Origin of the sequence: Microbacterium forte (assembly GCF_031885415.1) — a bacterium.
In the GTDB taxonomy this organism is placed as follows: domain Bacteria; phylum Actinomycetota; class Actinomycetes; order Actinomycetales; family Microbacteriaceae; genus Microbacterium; species Microbacterium forte.
On sequence record NZ_CP116871.1, the window covers coordinates 375,810 to 392,648 of the forward strand.

16 protein-coding genes are annotated in these 16,839 nt (G+C 66.6%); 9 read left to right on the top strand and 7 right to left on the bottom strand.

Annotated elements, in window-relative coordinates:
- The first annotated feature begins 2 nt into the window (after nt 1–2).
- Complete coding sequence (locus tag OB895_RS01965) at nt 3–533, top strand: hypothetical protein (protein WP_042541149.1); 531 nt, start codon at nt 3–5, stop codon at nt 531–533.
- On the opposite strand, the gene OB895_RS01970 is transcribed toward OB895_RS01965, so the two are convergent.
- Together OB895_RS01970 and ppgK are read right to left on the bottom strand one after the other, a co-directional pair.
- Nucleotides 508–2,001, bottom strand: coding sequence for an amino acid permease (locus OB895_RS01970; protein WP_079113985.1), 1,494 nt, complete (start codon nt 1,999–2,001; stop codon nt 508–510). The genes OB895_RS01965 and OB895_RS01970 overlap by 26 nt on opposite strands.
- A 219-nt stretch (nt 2,002–2,220) precedes the next feature.
- Nucleotides 2,221–2,967, bottom strand: coding sequence for a polyphosphate--glucose phosphotransferase (gene ppgK / locus OB895_RS01975; protein WP_042541151.1), 747 nt, complete (start codon nt 2,965–2,967; stop codon nt 2,221–2,223).
- A 70-nt stretch (nt 2,968–3,037) separates the two neighbouring features.
- Between ppgK and OB895_RS01980 the strand changes: the two genes are divergently transcribed.
- The 4 genes from OB895_RS01980 to OB895_RS01995 all read left to right on the top strand — a co-directional run bounded on the left by OB895_RS01980 (nt 3,038) and on the right by OB895_RS01995 (nt 8,578).
- Nucleotides 3,038–3,253: a hypothetical protein gene (locus tag OB895_RS01980; RefSeq protein WP_042541153.1), complete on the top strand. Its 216-nt coding sequence runs from the start codon at nt 3,038–3,040 to the stop codon at nt 3,251–3,253.
- Nucleotides 3,254–3,255: 2 nt separating this feature from the next.
- Nucleotides 3,256–4,593, top strand: coding sequence for a type I glutamate--ammonia ligase (glnA, locus tag OB895_RS01985; RefSeq protein ID WP_042541155.1), 1,338 nt, complete (start codon nt 3,256–3,258; stop codon nt 4,591–4,593).
- Between the two features lie 9 nt (nt 4,594–4,602).
- A complete protein-coding gene (locus OB895_RS01990; RefSeq protein WP_079112887.1) occupies nt 4,603–7,578 on the top strand; it encodes a bifunctional [glutamine synthetase] adenylyltransferase/[glutamine synthetase]-adenylyl-L-tyrosine phosphorylase in 2,976 nt (991 codons plus the stop codon).
- Between the two features lie 70 nt (nt 7,579–7,648).
- Nucleotides 7,649–8,578 (top strand): diacylglycerol/lipid kinase family protein, encoded by a 930-nt coding sequence (locus OB895_RS01995; RefSeq protein ID WP_079112886.1) that lies wholly within the window; start codon nt 7,649–7,651, stop codon nt 8,576–8,578.
- Here the strand turns inward: OB895_RS01995 and OB895_RS02000 are convergent.
- Complete coding sequence (locus tag OB895_RS02000) at nt 8,565–9,719, bottom strand: AI-2E family transporter (RefSeq protein ID WP_079112885.1); 1,155 nt, start codon at nt 9,717–9,719, stop codon at nt 8,565–8,567. The two genes, OB895_RS01995 and OB895_RS02000, sit on opposite strands and share 14 nt — an antisense overlap.
- Before the next feature lie 133 nt (nt 9,720–9,852).
- On the opposite strand from OB895_RS02000, the gene OB895_RS02005 reads away from it, so the two are divergent.
- Nucleotides 9,853–10,353, top strand: a complete 501-nt coding sequence (locus OB895_RS02005) for a GNAT family N-acetyltransferase (protein WP_042541161.1) — start codon at nt 9,853–9,855, stop codon at nt 10,351–10,353.
- 7 nt (nt 10,354–10,360) lie between these two features.
- On the opposite strand, the gene OB895_RS02010 is transcribed toward OB895_RS02005, so the two are convergent.
- The gene (locus OB895_RS02010; protein WP_042541163.1) at nt 10,361–10,597 is read right to left on the bottom strand and encodes a glycine zipper domain-containing protein; all 237 of its coding nucleotides are present in this window, start codon (nt 10,595–10,597) and stop codon (nt 10,361–10,363) included.
- Nucleotides 10,598–10,729: 132 nt separating this feature from the next.
- Nucleotides 10,730–12,154: a type I glutamate--ammonia ligase gene (gene glnA, locus OB895_RS02015; RefSeq protein WP_079112884.1), complete on the bottom strand. Its 1,425-nt coding sequence runs from the start codon at nt 12,152–12,154 to the stop codon at nt 10,730–10,732.
- A 160-nt stretch (nt 12,155–12,314) separates the two neighbouring features.
- Here glnA (OB895_RS02015) and OB895_RS02020 point away from each other — a divergent pair, with 160 nt between their 5' ends.
- Nucleotides 12,315–12,701, top strand: a complete 387-nt coding sequence (locus OB895_RS02020) for an RDD family protein (protein WP_153302300.1) — start codon at nt 12,315–12,317, stop codon at nt 12,699–12,701.
- Between the two features lie 6 nt (nt 12,702–12,707).
- Here the strand turns inward: OB895_RS02020 and OB895_RS02025 are convergent, their stop codons facing one another.
- Entirely contained in the window at nt 12,708–13,187 is a 480-nt protein-coding gene (locus tag OB895_RS02025; protein WP_042541169.1) for an ATP-dependent zinc protease family protein, read from the bottom strand.
- 26 nt (nt 13,188–13,213) lie between these two features.
- Between OB895_RS02025 and OB895_RS02030 the strand changes: the two genes are divergently transcribed.
- Nucleotides 13,214–14,401: a RimK family alpha-L-glutamate ligase gene (locus tag OB895_RS02030; RefSeq protein ID WP_042541171.1), complete on the top strand. Its 1,188-nt coding sequence runs from the start codon at nt 13,214–13,216 to the stop codon at nt 14,399–14,401.
- 64 nt (nt 14,402–14,465) lie between these two features.
- Here OB895_RS02030 and OB895_RS02035 read toward each other — a convergent pair whose 3' ends face one another.
- The gene (locus OB895_RS02035) at nt 14,466–15,176 is read right to left on the bottom strand and encodes a DUF4191 family protein (RefSeq protein WP_042541187.1); all 711 of its coding nucleotides are present in this window, start codon (nt 15,174–15,176) and stop codon (nt 14,466–14,468) included.
- Nucleotides 15,177–15,337: 161 nt separating this feature from the next.
- On the opposite strand from OB895_RS02035, the gene OB895_RS02040 reads away from it, so the two are divergent.
- On the top strand, nt 15,338–16,837 hold the full coding sequence (locus OB895_RS02040; RefSeq protein ID WP_153302188.1) for a hypothetical protein: 1,500 nt from the start codon (nt 15,338–15,340) through the stop codon (nt 16,835–16,837).
- Nucleotides 16,838–16,839: the final 2 nt, after the last annotated feature.

Consider the following 16,839-nt stretch of genomic DNA (forward strand, 5'->3'; position numbering starts at 1 on the left):
TCATGTCGAACCGCACAGCCGCCGCCACCGTGGCGTTCCTCGCCGCCTTGGTTGCCGCAGCGCTCACCGGCTGCACCGCGCCGGCTCCGGAGGGCACCGAGACTTCCGCGGCAGTTCAACCCGTGGTGAAGCCGACGCCGAGCGGTACGCCCGTGCCGACACCGACCGCGACGGCTGAGGTGAGCCGCTGCGACGTGCTGTCCAAGATCTCGTTGACCGGCTACAGCGAGGGCGATGAAGAGCCGACCTACTACGCGACGTGGAACGGCGTACTGCCGGTGGACAACGGAATGACCGATTTCGCGCGCGGCACGGTCACGAAGACAGCGGACGGCACCATCGCGACGTACACGGTCGCCGCTGGCGATGCGCCGTCCGCGATCAGGGAGCGGCTGTGCAGCGACGTTTACGCGGCGATGACCTATAGCCGTCTGGGGTCGATGCTGTACCCGGGCGATGTGCTGACGCTGGGACCGGGAGCCATGGAGCCGCTCGCGACGGAAACGTTCATCTGGGAGCCTCAGCGCCGCTGACAGTATCCGGGGCGCTGCTCCCCGCATCCGACGCCTTCCGTCGCTTGAGGTTGCGTCGCACGAGCGGCCAGAACAGAATGAGCACCCCGGTGGCGATGAGGCTCGTCCAGACCTGGGTTCGTCCACCCTCGCTGAACATCATCACGGCGATCACCGCCGCGATGCATGCGATCAGCAGGATGTTGAGCCAGGGGTGCAGCCACATCTTGAGCTTGAGGTTCGCGACCTCCTCGGGCGTCATCTTCTGACGGAGCCGCCACTGCGTGAGGGCGATGAAGACGTAGACGAACAGGGCGACGAGTCCGGCTGAGTTCATGATGAAGTCGAAGATCCCCGATCCCGGCGTCAGGAAGTTCACCAGGGTGGCGATGAGTCCTCCGCTGGTCGAGGCCAGCAACGCCATCACCGGCACGTTGCTCTTCGACTTCTTCGCCACGATCTTCGGCGCGAAGCCCTGCTCGGCGAGGGCCGCGAACATGCGCGATGCCGAGTAGAGACCCGAGTTCAGCACCGAGATGACCGCGGTGAAGATCACGAGCTGCATGATGATGCTCGCGCCGGGAATGCCGAACTGCTCGAGAGCGTAGGTGAACGGCGCATTGGCCACATCGGTCGGAACCGGCAGCTCGTTCCAGGGAACGACGGTGACGATGATGAGCACGGAGCCGACGAAGAACAGCAGGATGCGCCAGATGATCGTGCTCGTCGCCTGACGGATGCCCTTGGCAGGGTCCTCCGACTCGGCGGAGGCCATCACGGCGATCTCCGTGCCGAAGTACGAGAAGATCACCAGCGCCACCCCTGTGAAGGCGACGCCGAAGCCGTTCGGCGCGAAGCCGCCGTGCTCCCACAGGTTCGAGATCGAGACCTCGGAGTTCGGCCACAGTCCGAAGGCGAACAGCAGACCGGCGCCGAGGAAGACGACGATCGCGAGCACCTTGACGCTGGCGAGCCAGAACTCGACCTCCCCGAAGGCGCGGACGGAGATGATGTTCGTGCCGACGAAGATGCCGATCAGGATCAGCGACCAGGCCCACGACGGGACCGCGGGGAACCAGCTCGCCATGGTCTCGCCGCCCAGCACCGCCTCGTAGGCGAGCACGCCGACCCAGAAGTACCAGTACAGCCATCCGACGAGATACGCGGCCCAGTTGCCGAGGCCCACTCGTGCGTACTCCATGAACGAGCCGATGGCCGGGCGGGACGCCGCCATCTCGCCGAGCATGCGCATGGCGAGGAACACGAGCAGCCCGCCAATGAGGTACGACAGCACCGCGGCCGGCCCGACGGCGCGGATGACGTTGCCCGATCCCACGAACAGACTCGCCCCGATGATTCCGCCCAGGGTGATCATGGTGACATGGCGCGACCGCAGCTTCTTCGCCTGAGGTCTCTCGACCGGTACGAGACCGGCTGACGTCGCCGGCGAAACCGGCTTCCTCCAGGACGATTCTGAGGGTTCGTTCATCTCGAAGCTGCCTTTCGTCACGGCGCGGCCCTCACAGCCAGGCCGGCCATCCGGGTCGTCTCGCCGACCGAGAAGCACACGGAGAGGCTATGTTGTCACGGCTCTGCGACCCCGCGCAGTATTTTCTGCGGCGTGCATCCGGCGTTCGGCTGGACATGCAGAAAGGCCCCGCCGGATCGGCGAGGCCTTCTGCTCTCGGTACGTGTGTGTGTATGCGTGTCAGTCGCCGGCGAGGGATGCAGCGCCGATGATGCCCGAGTTGTTGCGGTGGATCGCCGGCACGATCGGGGTCTTGAGGTCGAGCAGCGGCAGGAAGTCTCCGGCGTTCTTCGACACGCCGCCGCCGACCACGAACAGGTCGGGGCTGAAGAGGAACTCGATGTGCGAGTAGAACCTCTGCAGACGCTCGGCCCACTCCGACCAGCTCAAGCCCTCGCGCTCGCGCGCGGACGTCGCCGCATAGGTCTCGACCGACTCGTACTCGCCGAAGTTCAGGTGTCCGAGCTCGGTGTTCGGCAGCAGCACGCCGTCGTAGAGGAACGCCGACCCGATTCCCGTGCCGAGGGTGGTGAGCAGCGTGAAGCCGCGCACGTCGCGGGCCGCACCGTGGCGCGCCTCTGCGACACCGGCAGCATCCGCGTCGTTCACGAAGACGATGTTGCGTCCGAGGCCGTCACGGAAGAAGCGCTCGGCGTCGAAGTCGACCCACTCCTTCGAGACGTTGGCGGCGGAAAGCGTCTTGCCGCGCTTGACGATGGCGGGGAAGGCCACGCCGAGGGGGAGGGTCGAGTCCTTCACGTCGAGGGTCTTCAGCACCGTCTGCACCGCCTCGAGGACATCCTGCGGAGATGCGCCCTTGGGAGTGGGCACGCGCACCCTGTCCGAGGCCATGATGCCGTGCTCCAGGTCGACGAGACCTGCCTTGATACCCGTGCCGCCGATGTCGACGCCGATCGCTTTTGCCATGGTCGATAGCTTAGCGACCGACGTCAGCGCCGATAGGATCGATGACACCACGTGAAGAAGGGGATCGGCCATGTCGAACGGCGATGAGAAGTACTGGTACAACCTGGAGACCGGTCAGGTGGAGTTCGGGATGATCTCCGCGTCGGCCGATCGCGTCGGGCCCTTCGACACCGAGGCCGAGGCGTCTCGGGCTCCCGAGAAGCTCAAAGAGCGCTCGCGCGCCTGGGCCGAGGAGGAAGCGGCCGAGAGCGGCTGGGACGCCGGCACCGGCAAGGGCGCTGAGTGACCGTGGACAAGCAGAGAGATTTCGTCCTCCGGACGATCGAAGAGCGCGGCGTCAAGTTCGTCCGCCTGTGGTTCACCGATGTCATCGGCACTCTCAAGTCCGTGGCGATCGCGCCGGCCGAGGTGGAGGGCGCGTTCGCCGAGGGGATCGGGTTCGACGGCTCTGCCATCGAGGGTCTGACCCGCAGCTACGAGTCCGACCTGCTCGCGCAGCCCGACCCCACCACGTTCCAGACCCTGCCGTGGCGTGGCGAGATCGATCCGACTGCGCGCATGTTCTGCGACATCACGACGCCCGACGGGCGTCCGGCTGTGTCCGACCCGCGCCACGTGCTCAAGCGCACGCTCGCGAAGGCCGCCGATGCCGGGTTCACCTTCTACACGCATCCCGAGATCGAGTTCTACCTGCTCAAGTCGTCGTCGTTCGGTCCTGAGGGTCCGGTGCCGGTGGACTCGGCCGGCTACTTCGACAACGTGCCCGGCGGCACCGCGCACGACTTCCGGCGCCGTTCGGTGCGGATGCTCGAAGACCTCGGCATCTCGGTGGAGTTCAGCCATCACGAGGGCGGGCCCGGACAGAACGAGATCGACCTCCGCTATGCGGATGCGCTCACCATGGCCGACAACGTGATGACGTTCCGCACGGTCATCAAGGAGGTCGCGATCGAACAGGGCGTCTACGCGACGTTCATGCCGAAGCCTCTCAGCGGTCACCCGGGAAGCGGCATGCACACGCACATGTCGCTGTTCGAAGGGGAGCGCAACGCGTTCTACGAAGAGGGCGCCAAGTACCAGCTGTCCAAGACCGGACGCCACTTCATCGCCGGGCTCCTGCGGCACGCGAACGAGATGGCCGCGGTGACCAACCAGTTCGTCAATTCGTACAAGCGGCTCTGGGGCGGCGACGAGGCTCCGAGCTTCGTCACGTGGGGTCACAACAATCGCTCCGCGCTCGTCCGGGTACCGATGTACAAGCCCAACAAGGGCGGATCGTCGCGCGTCGAATACCGTGCGCTCGACTCCGCAGCGAACCCCTATCTCGCCTATGCGCTCATGCTCGCGGCGGGGCTCAAGGGCATCGAGGAGGAGTACGAGCTGCCGCCGGAGGCCGAGGACAACGTGTGGTCGCTCAGCGACGCCGAGCGTCGTGCGCTCGGCTACTCCGCGTTGCCCGCGAGCCTCGACCACGCGCTCGAGTACATGGAGAGCTCCGAGCTGGTCGCCGAGACCCTCGGCGAGTCGGTCTTCAACTACGTGCTTCTGAACAAGCGCAAGGAGTGGGAGGCCTACCGCGGCCAGGTCACACCGCTCGAGCTGAAGAACAACCTCGAGCTGCTCTGAGCGTCGTCCATGGCCCGTTCGGACGACTCTGTCTCGCTCTCCGCGCTGGCCAGGCTGGGGTTCGCCGAGCTCAGCGAGGCGGCGGCGAACCTCACCGAGCTCGCGACGCTGATCGGTGTCGACCGGTCGCTTCTGCTCGCTGAGGCGGATGCTGCTGATCCCGACGCGGCAGTCGAGGGGATGCTGCGCGTGGCGCGGCGCGATGCGGCACCGATCGCAGCTGTGTTCGCAGACCAGCGGGCGCGCAGACGCGCATGGCGGGTGTTCGGGTCGTCACAGGGCTTCGCCGACTTCTTCCTCAGGCATCCGACAGAAGTGTCGGTGCTGGCCGACCGATCGACGGGGCTGCCGTCGGCAGACGAGCTGCGCGAGCGCATGCTCGACGCGGTCGGCGCGCGCGACGGCTTCGCCGATTCGGGCGACGACAGTGCAGTGGTCACGCTGCGCGTGGCCTACCGGCGCAACCTCGCACTGATCGCCGCGATCGATCTGACGGCGTACAACCCGGTGCGGATCGTGGCCGATGTCGCAGCGGCGCTGGCCGATATCGCCGGCGCTGCGTTGGAGGCGTCGCTGGCCATCGCCCGTCGACGGCTCGTCGACACGATGAGTCGCGACCAGGTCGCTGCCACGCAGCTCGCCATCATCGGCATGGGCAAGGCGGGCGCACGCGAGCTGAACTACGTCAGCGACGTCGACGTGATCTTCGTCGGGGGAACCGCAGACGAGGATGTCGTCTCGGAATCGCGGGCGATCGACATCGCGACGCGCCTTGCGAGGGAGACGATGCGCGGCCTGAGCGGCATCGAGGTCGAACCGCCGCTCTGGGAGGTCGACGCGGCGCTCCGTCCAGAAGGCAAGCAGGGGGCGCTGGTGCGATCACTCGGCTCGCACCTGGCCTATTACGACCGTTGGGCCAAGAGCTGGGAGTTCCAGGCGCTGCTGAAGGCGCGGCCTCTCGCAGGCGATCCCGAGCTCGGCGCCGAGTACATCGCCGCGGTGCAGCCCAAGGTGTTCTCCAGCGCCGCGCGGGAGAACTTCGTCGACAGCGTCCAGCGCATGCGCGAGCGGGTCATGGAGCACATCGACCCCGAGGATGCGCCGTACCAGCTCAAACTGGGCTCCGGTGGACTGAGGGACATCGAGTTCACCGTGCAGCTCCTGCAGCTCGTGCATGGCCTCACCGACCCGAGCCTGCGCACCCGCGGCACGTTGGAGAGCCTCGACGCGCTGGTCGAAGGCGGCTACATCGGTCGGGCGGAGGCTGCGTCGTTCGCGGACGACTACTGCGTGCTGCGGCTGATGGAACACAGGCTGCAGCTCAAAGAGCTCAGCCGCACCCACCTGATGCCTCGCACGCCGGCCGGCCTGCGCGTTCTGGCTCGCAGCACGGGGCTCGGAGAGTCCGGCGAGGCGATCTGGGCTCGATGGGAGAGCGTCCGGCGTGAGGTGCGCGACATCCACACCCGGCTGTTCTACCGTCCTCTGCTGAGCGCCGTGGCCTCCCTGCCCGAAGAGGAGCGCACCCTCTCGACCGCCCAGGCGCACGATCGCCTCATGGCCATCGGCTTCCGCGACCCGGCGGGCGCTCTGCGACATATCGGCGCGCTCACGACGGGGTTGAGTCGCAAGGCGACCATCCAGCGGCATCTCATGCCGGTGATGGTCCGCTGGTTCGCCGACGGGAGTGACCCGGACTATGCGCTGATCGCGTTCCGCCGCATCAGCGAGCGTCTCGGCGACACCCCCTGGTTCCTCCGGATGCTGCGGGATTCGTCCGGCGCCGCTGAGAGCCTGACGAGGCTGCTGTCGTCGTCACGGTACGTCGGCGAGCTCATGGAATGGATCCCCGAGTCTGTGGCCTGGCTCGACAGCAGCGAGCTCCTGCGTCCGCGCAGCGGCGCGGCGCTCGACGAGGAGGCCAGGGCCATCCAGACGCGTCACAGGAACGTGGGTGACGCACTGCAGGCCGTTCGAGCGCTGCGACGTCGCGAACTGCTGCGCACGGCGATGGGCGGCGTCCTCGATGTGCTCTCGATCGAGCAGATCGCGACCTCGCTCACCGAGATTACCGACGCCACGATCCAGGCGGCGCTGCGCGCGGTCCGGCGTGAGATCGTCACCGCCGATGACGAGGCGTTCGATTTCGCGGTCATCGGCATGGGCCGATTCGGGGGAGCGGAGCTGGGGTTCGGCTCCGATGCCGACATCCTCTATGTATACGACGCGAACGGCGTCGACCCTCAGCGGGCGCAGTCGCTCGGAACGCGGATCGTCGCAGGACTCCGGGAGCACCTGACCGATCATCGGGTGCCGCTCGATCTGGATGCGGACCTCCGGCCGGAGGGACGCAACGGCCCGGTGGTGCGGTCGATCGAGGCGTATGCCGAGTACTACCGACGCTGGTCGCTGTCGTGGGAGGCCCAGGCTCTGCTCCGAGCACGAGGGGTCGCAGGCAGCGCCACTCTCATCGCGAAGTTCACGGCCCTCGCCGACAGCATCCGGTACCCCGCGGAGGTCGATCTGCAGGGCACCCGCGAGATCAAGCGGATCAAGGCTCGGGTCGAGGGCGAGCGGCTGCCGCAGGGAGTGGATCCGCGTCGTCATCTGAAACTCGGCCCAGGCACGCTCAGCGATGTCGAGTGGCTGGTGCAGCTTCTGCAGTTGCAGCACGCCCACGATGTGCCTGCACTGCGGACCACGTCGACCCTCACCGCCCTCGGGGCTGCCGTCGACGCGGGATTCGTCCCGGCCGATGCCGCCGATCTGCTCCGCGCCGCGTGGTTGCTGTCCAGTCGCCTGCGCTCGGCGATCACCCTGTACACCGGCAAGACGAGCGACGTGCTGCCGACGGATCCGCGCGACCTCGATGCGATCGGTCGACTGCTCGGTTATCCCGATCGTTCAGCGAGCGTGCTCGACGATGACTACCTGGGGGTGACCCGGCGTGCGCGCCGGGCGTTCGAGCAGCTCTTCTACGGGTAGGCGGTCTCGCGTCGCGTCAAGGGCTGGCGCGCCATTTGCCTTTTCTGCGCCGGTCGCACAGGCTGAGCGCATGACGATCTCGAAGCTCGGTGTGATCTGGAACCCCTCCAAAGTTGACGGGGATTCGCTGCGCGAATCCGTCGCCGCGACGTTCGTCTCCGACGGAGTCGAAACGCCCGTCGAGTGGTGGGAGACCAGCATCGAGGACCCGGGGCGCGGTATGGCCGCCGACGCGGTGGCCGCAGGCTGCGACGTGGTGATCGCCGTCGGTGGAGACGGGACGGTCCGGGCTGTCGCGGAATCGTTGGCGGGCACGGACTCCGCGCTCGGCATCGTGCCGCAGGGCACCGGCAACCTGCTCGCTCGCAACCTCGAGATCCCGTTGAACGACATCCCCGCCGCACTGGAGCGGGTCCGCGACGGCGAGCCGCAGCGGATCGACATGGGCTGGGTCGACCACGACGGCACCGAGCACGCGTTCGTGGTGATGGTCGGCTTCGGCATCGACGCTCAGATGCTGGTGGAGACCGACGAGGACCTGAAGAACCGTGCCGGATGGATCGCATACGTGGAGGCGATGGGGCGTGCCCTGGCCGGCACCGAGATGACCGACATCACCCTCACGCTCGACGATCAGGAGCCGCAGTCCCTCCGCGGTCACACGATGCTGATCGGCAACTGCGGCATGGTGCAGGGCGGCATCCGTCTCCTGCCGGACGCAGTGCTCGATGACGGGCTGCTCGACATGCTGCTCGTGAGCGCCGACGGGCCGCTCCAGTGGCTCGACACCGTCCGCGCCTTCGTCTGGGAGAACGGGATCCGCCGCATGATGGGCAATGTCGATACCGCGGTGAGCACCGACTCGACGACCCACATCTCCGCCGAACGCATCCGGGTCGAGCTCGCATCACCGCAGACGTTCGAGATCGACGGCGAAGAGGTCGGAGCGGTCTCCGACTTCACTGTGCGGGTCCAGCCCGCAGCGCTCACGGTTCGCTGAGGGTTCCCGGCGGGACGAGCTTGCTGTCCTGCAGCGGGAACACGACCTTCTGGACGACGATGATGATGCTGGCGGCGACCGGGATCGCGACGAGCGCGCCCAGGATCCCGCCGAGCGCGCCTCCGGCGACGGCAGCGATGACGACGAGCGCACCGGGTACAGCGACGGCCTTGTTCATGATGCGAGGCGATAGGACGTATGCCTCGATCTGCATGTAGACGAGGTAGTAGCCGAAGGCGATGAGCGCGGTGACCGGGCTCACGATCAGGCAGATCAGCGCATTGATGATCGACGCAGTCAGGGTGCCGACGAGTGGGATCATCGAGCCGATGAAGGCGATCAGGGCGAGCAGGGCAGGCACGGGCGCGCCGATGATGCTCAGAACGATGAGGCTCAGGATGCCGTTGATCAGCGCGAGGCTGGCCTGTCCCATCACATATCGTCCGACGGCACCCGAGACGTCTTCCAGGAGCCCGCCGAAGGTGTCCCGCTGGTACGACGGGACGAAGCGCACGGCGACGCGCTTCATGCTGCGGAGGGACGCCATGAAATACAGCGTCAGAATCAGCACGATGGTGACTCCGGTGAACCCTCCGGCGATGCCGGCGCCGACCGCGAACACGCCGCCGCTGATGTTCAGGATGTTGCCCGGGTCCTGCACGAAACTCAGCACGCCCTGGGCCGCGTCGTCGAAGGTGGAGCCGAACTGCTCGCTGACGTCCTTGAACCAGGCGCTGGCCATGAAGTCCTCGACCATCTTCGGGCCGTCTTGGATCAGGTTTGTCACCTGCTCGACGAGGAGCGGCACGATGGCGAGGATGATCCCTACGAAAGCCAGGACCACGACGGAGACGACGATCGCGACCGCCGCTGGGCGAGGGAGCTTGCGCTCGATGAACGAGACGACGGGGTCCAGGCCGAGGGCGAGGAAGACGGCGACCCCGATGTAGACGAGCACCGTCGCGAGCTGATCGACGATGCCTCCGATCAGGAGGGCGACCAGGACGCCCAGCGCACCCAGAAGTCCGTATGTGAACGGGTTGATGCGAGCGAGCGCCGCCGCCGCGGTCTTGGGCTGAGCCGGGGGAGTCTCGGTCGTGTGGACCCTGTTCGACTGCAGCCTGTCGTTCTTGCGGCGCATGATGGCCCCTCGCTATTGTTCGTTCGGACCCCTCAGTTGACCAGTCGATGCGGGGGAAAGCAAGCGCGACACGGCCACGCTCTTTGTGGTGTATGACGTGGTGGATGTCGGATGCCTGTGCGATCGTTCACGCATGGATGCCCTGACACTCAGACCCTGGTCCGCGGGTGATCTCGAGCTGCTGCGTGTGGCGAACACTCCGGAGATGACGGCCCATCTGAACGGCGTCGAGAGCGAGCAGCAGCTGGTCGACCGCAACGCCCGCTACCTCCGCCTGTGGGAGGCGGGAGAGGCCAGGATGTTCGTCATCGAGGACGAGGATCGTCGTTCGCTGGGGTCGATAGGGTTCTGGAACTCCGAGTGGCGTGACGAGCCGGCGTTCGAGACGGGGTGGTTCGTGATCCCTGACGCGCAGGGGAGAGGCGTGGCTTCCCGGGCTCTCGGTCTGCTGATCGATGACGCGACAGCGCACCGTGGTGACCGCAGGTTCCTGACGGCATTCCCCTCGGTGGAGAACGCGGGGTCGAACGGCGTCTGCCGTCGCAGCGGGTTCGAGATGGTGGGCACCTTCACCGACACGTTCCGCGGTGCAGAGCTGACGATGAACGAATGGGTGCTGGATCTCGTCGGCTGAGCGCGCGCTACTCGGCCGTCTCGGGCTTGTCGCCCTTCTCGCTCTTCGGCGACGACTCGAACGCTGCGCCGAACGCGACTCCCAACGCCAGGCCGAACGCAACCCCGACGCCCACGTTGTCGAACAGCAGCATCCCTGCCCCCGCACCGATCGGAAGCCCGATCGCCATCCCGAGAGCGATGCCGACACCCGGCTTCTTCGTCGAGTTCTCGGTTGCTTCGGAGTTCTCGTCTGATTCGGTCATACGCAGCACGATACGTAGTCGGGCGAGCACCCACATCCCCCGCAAGACGGACACGGTGCGGTCTGCGGCGGGCAGGAAGACAAGAACGCCCCCGAGCCACAGCTCGGGGGCGTTCTCGGAGAATTCTGCGGATCAGACTCCGAAGTACAGCTCGTACTCGAACGGGTGCGGACGCTGAGCCATCGGCAGGATCTCGTTCTCGTGCTTGTACGAGATCCAGGTCTCGATGAGCTCCTCGGTGAACACGCCGCCCTCGAGGAGGAACTGGTGGTCCGCCTTCAGGGCGTCGAGCGAGTCCAGCAGGGAGTTCGGGACCTGGGGGATGTTCTTGGCCTCCTCGGGGGGAAGCTCGTAGAGGTCCTTGTCGACGGGCTCGTGCGGCTCGATGCGGTTCTTGATGCCGTCGAGACCTGCCATGAGCTGTGCAGCGAACGCCAGGTACGGGTTGCCCGAGGCGTCGGGAGCGCGGAACTCGATGCGCTTGGCCTTCGGGTTGGAGCCCGTGATCGGGATGCGGATGGCAGCCGAGCGGTTTCCTGCGGAGTAGACCAGGTTGACCGGCGCCTCGAAGCCCTTGACCAGACGGTGGTAGCTGTTCAGGGTCGGGTTCGTGAACGCGAGCACGGCCGGGGCGTGTGCCAGGAGTCCGCCGATGTACCAGCGGGCGACATCGCTGAGCTGGCCGTAGCCGGCCTCGTCGTAGAACAGCGGCTTGCCGTCGTTCCAGAGCGACTGGTGCGTGTGCATGCCCGAGCCGTTGTCGCCGTAGAGCGGCTTCGGCATGAAGGTGGCGACCTTGCCCCACTCCTCGGCGGTGTTCTTGACGATGTACTTGAACTTCAGGATGTCGTCCGCCGAGTGCACCATGGTGTCGAAGCGGTAGTTGATCTCCTGCTGGCCCGCGGTGCCGACCTCGTGGTGCGAGCGCTCGAGGATGAATCCGGCCTCGATCAGCTTCAGGGTGATGTCATCGCGCAGGTCAGCGGTCTTGTCGACCGGGCTGACGGGGAAGTAGCCGCCCTTGTACGGGGTCTTGTTGGCGAGATTTCCGCCTTCTTCCTCGCGACCGGTGTTCCACGCGGCCTCTTCGGAGTCGACCTTGTAGAAGCTCTCGCCGGCGGTGACCGAGTAGCGCACGTCGTCGAAGATGTAGAACTCGGCCTCGGGGGCGAAGAACGCGGTGTCGGCGATGCCGGTCGATGCGAGGTACTTCTCGGCCTTCTTGGCGACCTGGCGCGGGTCCTTCGAGTAGATCTCTCCGGTGCGGGGGTTGTAGATGTCGAAGATCATCACGAGGGTGCTCGCCTCGCGGAAGGGGTCCATGTAAGCCGTGGTGACATCAGGGATGAGCTGCATGTCGGACTCGTGGATGCTGGCGAAGCCGCGGATCGAGGAGCCGTCGAACAGCTGCCCGTCCACGAAGAAGTCCTCGTCGACAGTGGCCGCTGGGATGTTGAAGTGCTGCTGCACACCCGGGAGATCAGTGAATCGGATGTCAAGGAACTTGACGTCGTTCTCCTTGATGAAGGTCAGCACCTCGGACGAATCTTTGAACATGTACGACTCCTGGATTGCGGATCGATGGCTTCACGGCCATTGTGCACAGTACGTGCGGGGCGTTACTCCACGGTATCCGCTTTGTTTCCAGCATGTTACGCGCCGGTAGGCTGATGACGTGACGGATGCTGTGAACACGTACCCCGGAGAACGACTCGGAATGCCGCAGACGGGGACGGGCAGCATCGCCCGCCCTGGGCGGCGGATCGGGGCTCTCCTCATCGACTACATCGCCGCGACGATCATCGCCACCGGCTTCCTCGGATACGACCAGTTCGCACTGCCCGCAGAGGCAGGCCTGACGATGTTCGCGCCGATGGGCGTGTTCGCCCTGCTGCAGATCCTGTTCATCCCGACGGCGGGTGGCAGCCCCGGACACCGCATCCTCGGCATGCGCGTCGTACGCCTCGGCGGTGGCTGGGTGGGAGTGTGGCGGCCGATCGTGCGCACGCTGCTCATCGTCATCGTGATCCCGGCGGTCATCTGGGATGCCGACCAGCGAGGTGTTCACGACAAGGTGACGGGACTCGTTCTCATCCGCGCCTGACGCGGCTCACTCCTTGCCGCGGTTGCGGCGTCGTGCCTCGCGCGGTGCGCGACCTCCGAGGAACGAGCGTGCGGGGTCGACGACGTAGCCCTGTCGCAGCGCCTCACGACCGATGAGCATGCGGAAACCCATCTCATCTCGGTTGCTCAATGTCACCTCGGCGAGCACCTCTCGGTCATGCAGACGAATGAGCATCTCGACGACGAGTCGCTCCTGCGCATGGCCGGAAGAGCTGCGCACCGCGCGGCGATCGTGCACCGGGGATTCGACGATCACCGCGTCCTCCTGGCTGTCCTGCCAGGGCTTCACCCGGAACCGGACCCACGACACGCCGTCGCGCTCGAACTCCTGGATCTCGAATGCGTGCAGCGAAGAGGTGCGGGCGCCCGTGTCGATCTTGGCTTTGAGCCAGTCCACACCGAGATCGGGCAGGCTCACCCATTCTCGCCACCCGATAAGGGTGTTTGAATGGGATGACTTACTCACCCGACCATCCTGGCAGGAAATCCCCCGTGAAGATCGCAGTGCTCTCCCGCGCGCCGCAGGCGTACTCCACCCAACGGCTGCGCGCCGCCGCGCTCCAGCGAGGTCACAACGTCAAAGTGCTGAACACGCTGCGCTTCGCGATCGATCTCACGGCCGACGAACCCGACCTGCACTACCGCGGACGTCAGCTCAGCGACTACGACGCGATCCTGCCCCGAATCGGCAACTCGATCACCTACTTCGGCACAGCAGTGGTGCGCCAGTTCGAGCAGATGGACGTGTACACGCCGAACACGGCGAACGGGATCTCGAGTGCCCGCGACAAGCTCCGCGCGAACCAGATCCTCTCGCGCCACAACATCGCGATGCCGCCCACGGCGTTCGTGCGCAACCGCGCCGATGTGCGGCCCGCCATCGAGCGCGTCGGCGGCGCTCCTGTCGTCATCAAGCTCCTCGAGGGCACGCAGGGGATCGGCGTCATCCTCGCGCCGCAGGTGAAGGTCGCTGAGGCGATCATCGAGACGTTGCACTCGACCAAGCAGAACGTGCTCATCCAGAAGTTCATCTCCGAGAGCCGCGGTCGGGACATCCGCGCGCTCGTGGTGGGAGACCGGGTGGTGGCGGCGATGCGACGGTCCGCAGCCGGAGACGAGTTCCGCTCGAACGTGCATCGCGGGGGCTCCGTCGAAGCCGTCGAGCTCGACCCCATCTACGAACGCGCGGCTGTTCGCTCGGCCCAGATCATGGGCCTGCGCGTCGCCGGAGTCGACATGCTCGAAGGCGACGAGGGCCCGCTGGTCATGGAGGTCAACTCCTCGCCGGGGCTCCAGGGCATCGAGACGGCCACCAAGCTCGACGTCGCCGGGGCGATCATCGACTACATCGCAGGGCAGGTGGCGTTCCCCGAGATCGATGTGCGCCAGCGCCTGACGGTGTCGACCGGCTACGGCGTCGCCGAGCTGATGGTGCATGGCGCGGTCGATCTCGTCGGCAAGACGCTCGGCGAGGCCGGACTCTGGGAGCGCGACATCACGGTGCTCACGCTGCACCGCGGCGTCTCCGTCATCCCGAACCCGCGAAAGCACGTCGTCCTCGAGGCCGAGGATCGACTCTTCTGCTTCGGCAAGCTCGACGAGATGCGATCCATGGTGCCGGAGCGCCGGCGTCGCCGCGCCAAGGTCCGCCGCCTCCCGCGTCAGCCGCTCTCCGAGTGAAACGACGAAGCGCGGCCGCCTCTCGAAAGAGGACGGCCGCGCTTCGTCGTATGCAGGCGTCAGATCAACGAGGGCGCTGCGCTCGGACCTTCGTGGGGTCGATGCCCTTCGGGATCGGCAGCGAGGAGATCGACTGCGACACCGACTCGATGCGTCGGATGACGGCGCCCATGGTGGCCTTGTCGATGACCTTCGGAAGCTTCTTGATCGTCTTGGCGAGGTCGGCGATGGCGACGTCGTCATCGCCGTGGCCGACGTAGAGCACGGTGACAGGCACGCCGTGGGCGACGCGGGCGGCCTTGCTGCGCTCGTCGTTCACGAGGCGGGTCAGGCGTCCGCGTGAGCCCTCTCCGACGACGACGACCCCGCCGCGTCCGACCGTGCGGTAGACGGCGTCCTGCGTCTTGGGGTTGATCCCCACCGGCGTCTCGGAGCCCTGCCAGTGGCGACCGAGGCTGGTGCTGAGCACGTGGCCCGTGGCACCGGGCATTCCGTCGATCTTCTGATACATCGCCGAGGTGGACAGGCGCGTCATCAGGAACATCGCGCCGAGCAGACCGAGCATCAGGCCCGAGATGCCCCAGAGGATGAGGGTCCACACCTGGAACGGCGGGATCAGGTAACCGACGATGAGGCCGACGAGCACACCGAGGACCAGCAGCGCGATCTGAGCCCAGGGCAGCCAGGGGTAGATCTCTCTCGTGAACTTGAAGAGGGACTTGATCTGGGAGAAGAATCCCGGACGCTTCTCGGGCGCGGACGTGCGGTTTGCCATGTGCATAAGAATACCGACTCCGGGAGGCGCTCATGGCGTCGTTCGCGTCAGGCGGATTCCTGGTCGCCATCCTCCTCTGCACAGGTCGTCGATCCCCGCGGAAGCGTCCACATCCCGCCTCCCTCCCACACAGGCTCCGTGCGATGCACTGACATGGGGTGATGGCAGATACAGAGGCGCGGTCACGAGGGGCGGTGCTCGTGCCGGGTGCGCATCGCGCGATCAGGAGGATCGACCCGGGCGAAGGACCGTACGCAGGAACGCTGGTCACCCGGGGCGGGTCGGTGGCCGTGCAGGTCGACTCGGAGTCGATCAGCGGGTGGGCGGGGTGGGAGCACGCCGGAGACGATCACGTCGCGGGTCCGCTCGACATCGTGCGGCGATCCGACGGGCATGACGTTCTTCTGCCGTGGTGCACGGAGCGGGTCTCCTCGTTCGTCGGACGCCGTGCCGCAGCCGATGCCTCGCTCGCCTCCGGAGAGATGACCACTCTCGTGGCGAGCATCCTGCGCGGTCTGGGCGAACTCGCGAGAGCCGAGGGGCACGATGAGACCGGCGAGTGGTGGCTCACGGACGACGGACGACCGACGTTCGTGATCGGTGCCGGCGAGACTGCTCGAGCCGCGGCGGCTGCCCTCGTGGCGCGGTTGCGGGAGGATTGTGCCGATCGCACGCTAGCTCGTCTGCTCGTCGTGATCGAGGAAGGGCTCGGTGCCGAGATCGCAAGGCCGGGGATGCCGGCTCGTCAGCTCGAGAGGTGGGAGGCCGAGCTGTTCGACACGGCGGCTCCGAAACCGCTGAAGCGAGATGTGCATGCGCCAGCGCTGGCAAGGCATACCGATGCGGCGAGGCATGCGGTCGTGGCACGGCCCGTCGCGCGGCGCCATCTGAGAACCCGCGCGTCGCTGCCGAGGGACCGCAGCGGAGTCGGGGCACTGTCGTCTCGAATCGTCGGTGGGATCGTGCATAGCCTCAACGGGTATCGAGACGGCGTCGCCCTCCGGCTCGGACGCAGACCTGGGCCCGGCATCGTCGAACGCTCGGTCCGTCGAACCGAGTCGGCAGACGTCGGCACCGCAGCTGGCAGACCTGCTCCCGTTAGACGCGGTCGACGAACGATCGTCGCCGCTGCGGCGGCGGCAGTGGTGCTCGCCGGCGGGCTGCTCTGGCCCGGCGGGGCGACGGGGGAGCCTGACGGGGAAGGCGCCCCCGCCGTGCCGAAGAGCACTCCCCTCGCGACGGAGGTGCACCGCGTCTCCACCGATTCATCGCCGACGCCCATGTCACCCGCACCGGATCCGCCGACGCCGGGGGAGGGATCGCCGAGCGACGGATCCGACCCGACGGACCCCGTGGAGGCGGCGCGGATGCTGATCAGTGCGATCGGCATCTGCGGCGAGAACGAGGACAAGGTCTGCGACGGTGCTGTCGCTCAAGGATCTGTCGGTGTCGTCGACGAGTTGGGCGGCGGCAACGAGGGAGCGCTGCAGCTTCAATCGGTGGATGAGTACGGAGACGTCGCAGTGATCCGGGTCTCCCCGTCTCAGGGCGTCAGCGATGGTGCGGCGTCGGAAGGTGGGGAACGGATGGTCGTGCTCGTACGGATCGCAGAGAAATGGCTGGTCCGCGACGTGTATGACGTCGCGGACCAGCCAGGGTGATG

Coding starts and splice junctions, on each gene's coding strand:
- OB895_RS02020 (WP_153302300.1), top strand. CDS start 12,315: ATGCCGCAGACGGGGACGGGCAGCATCGCCCGCCCTGGGCGGCGGATC.
- OB895_RS01980 (WP_042541153.1), top strand. CDS start 3,038: ATGTCGAACGGCGATGAGAAGTACTGGTACAACCTGGAGACCGGTCAG.
- OB895_RS02000 (WP_079112885.1), bottom strand. CDS start 9,719: ATGCGCCGCAAGAACGACAGGCTGCAGTCGAACAGGGTCCACACGACC.
- OB895_RS02040 (WP_153302188.1), top strand. CDS start 15,338: ATGGCAGATACAGAGGCGCGGTCACGAGGGGCGGTGCTCGTGCCGGGT.
- OB895_RS01995 (WP_079112886.1), top strand. CDS start 7,649: ATGACGATCTCGAAGCTCGGTGTGATCTGGAACCCCTCCAAAGTTGAC.
- OB895_RS01970 (WP_079113985.1), bottom strand. CDS start 2,001: ATGAACGAACCCTCAGAATCGTCCTGGAGGAAGCCGGTTTCGCCGGCG.
- OB895_RS02035 (WP_042541187.1), bottom strand. CDS start 15,176: ATGGCAAACCGCACGTCCGCGCCCGAGAAGCGTCCGGGATTCTTCTCC.
- OB895_RS01990 (WP_079112887.1), top strand. CDS start 4,603: ATGGCCCGTTCGGACGACTCTGTCTCGCTCTCCGCGCTGGCCAGGCTG.
- OB895_RS01965 (WP_042541149.1), top strand. CDS start 3: ATGTCGAACCGCACAGCCGCCGCCACCGTGGCGTTCCTCGCCGCCTTG.
- OB895_RS02010 (WP_042541163.1), bottom strand. CDS start 10,597: ATGACCGAATCAGACGAGAACTCCGAAGCAACCGAGAACTCGACGAAG.
- OB895_RS02005 (WP_042541161.1), top strand. CDS start 9,853: ATGGATGCCCTGACACTCAGACCCTGGTCCGCGGGTGATCTCGAGCTG.
- glnA (WP_079112884.1), bottom strand. CDS start 12,154: ATGTTCAAAGATTCGTCCGAGGTGCTGACCTTCATCAAGGAGAACGAC.
- ppgK (WP_042541151.1), bottom strand. CDS start 2,967: ATGGCAAAAGCGATCGGCGTCGACATCGGCGGCACGGGTATCAAGGCA.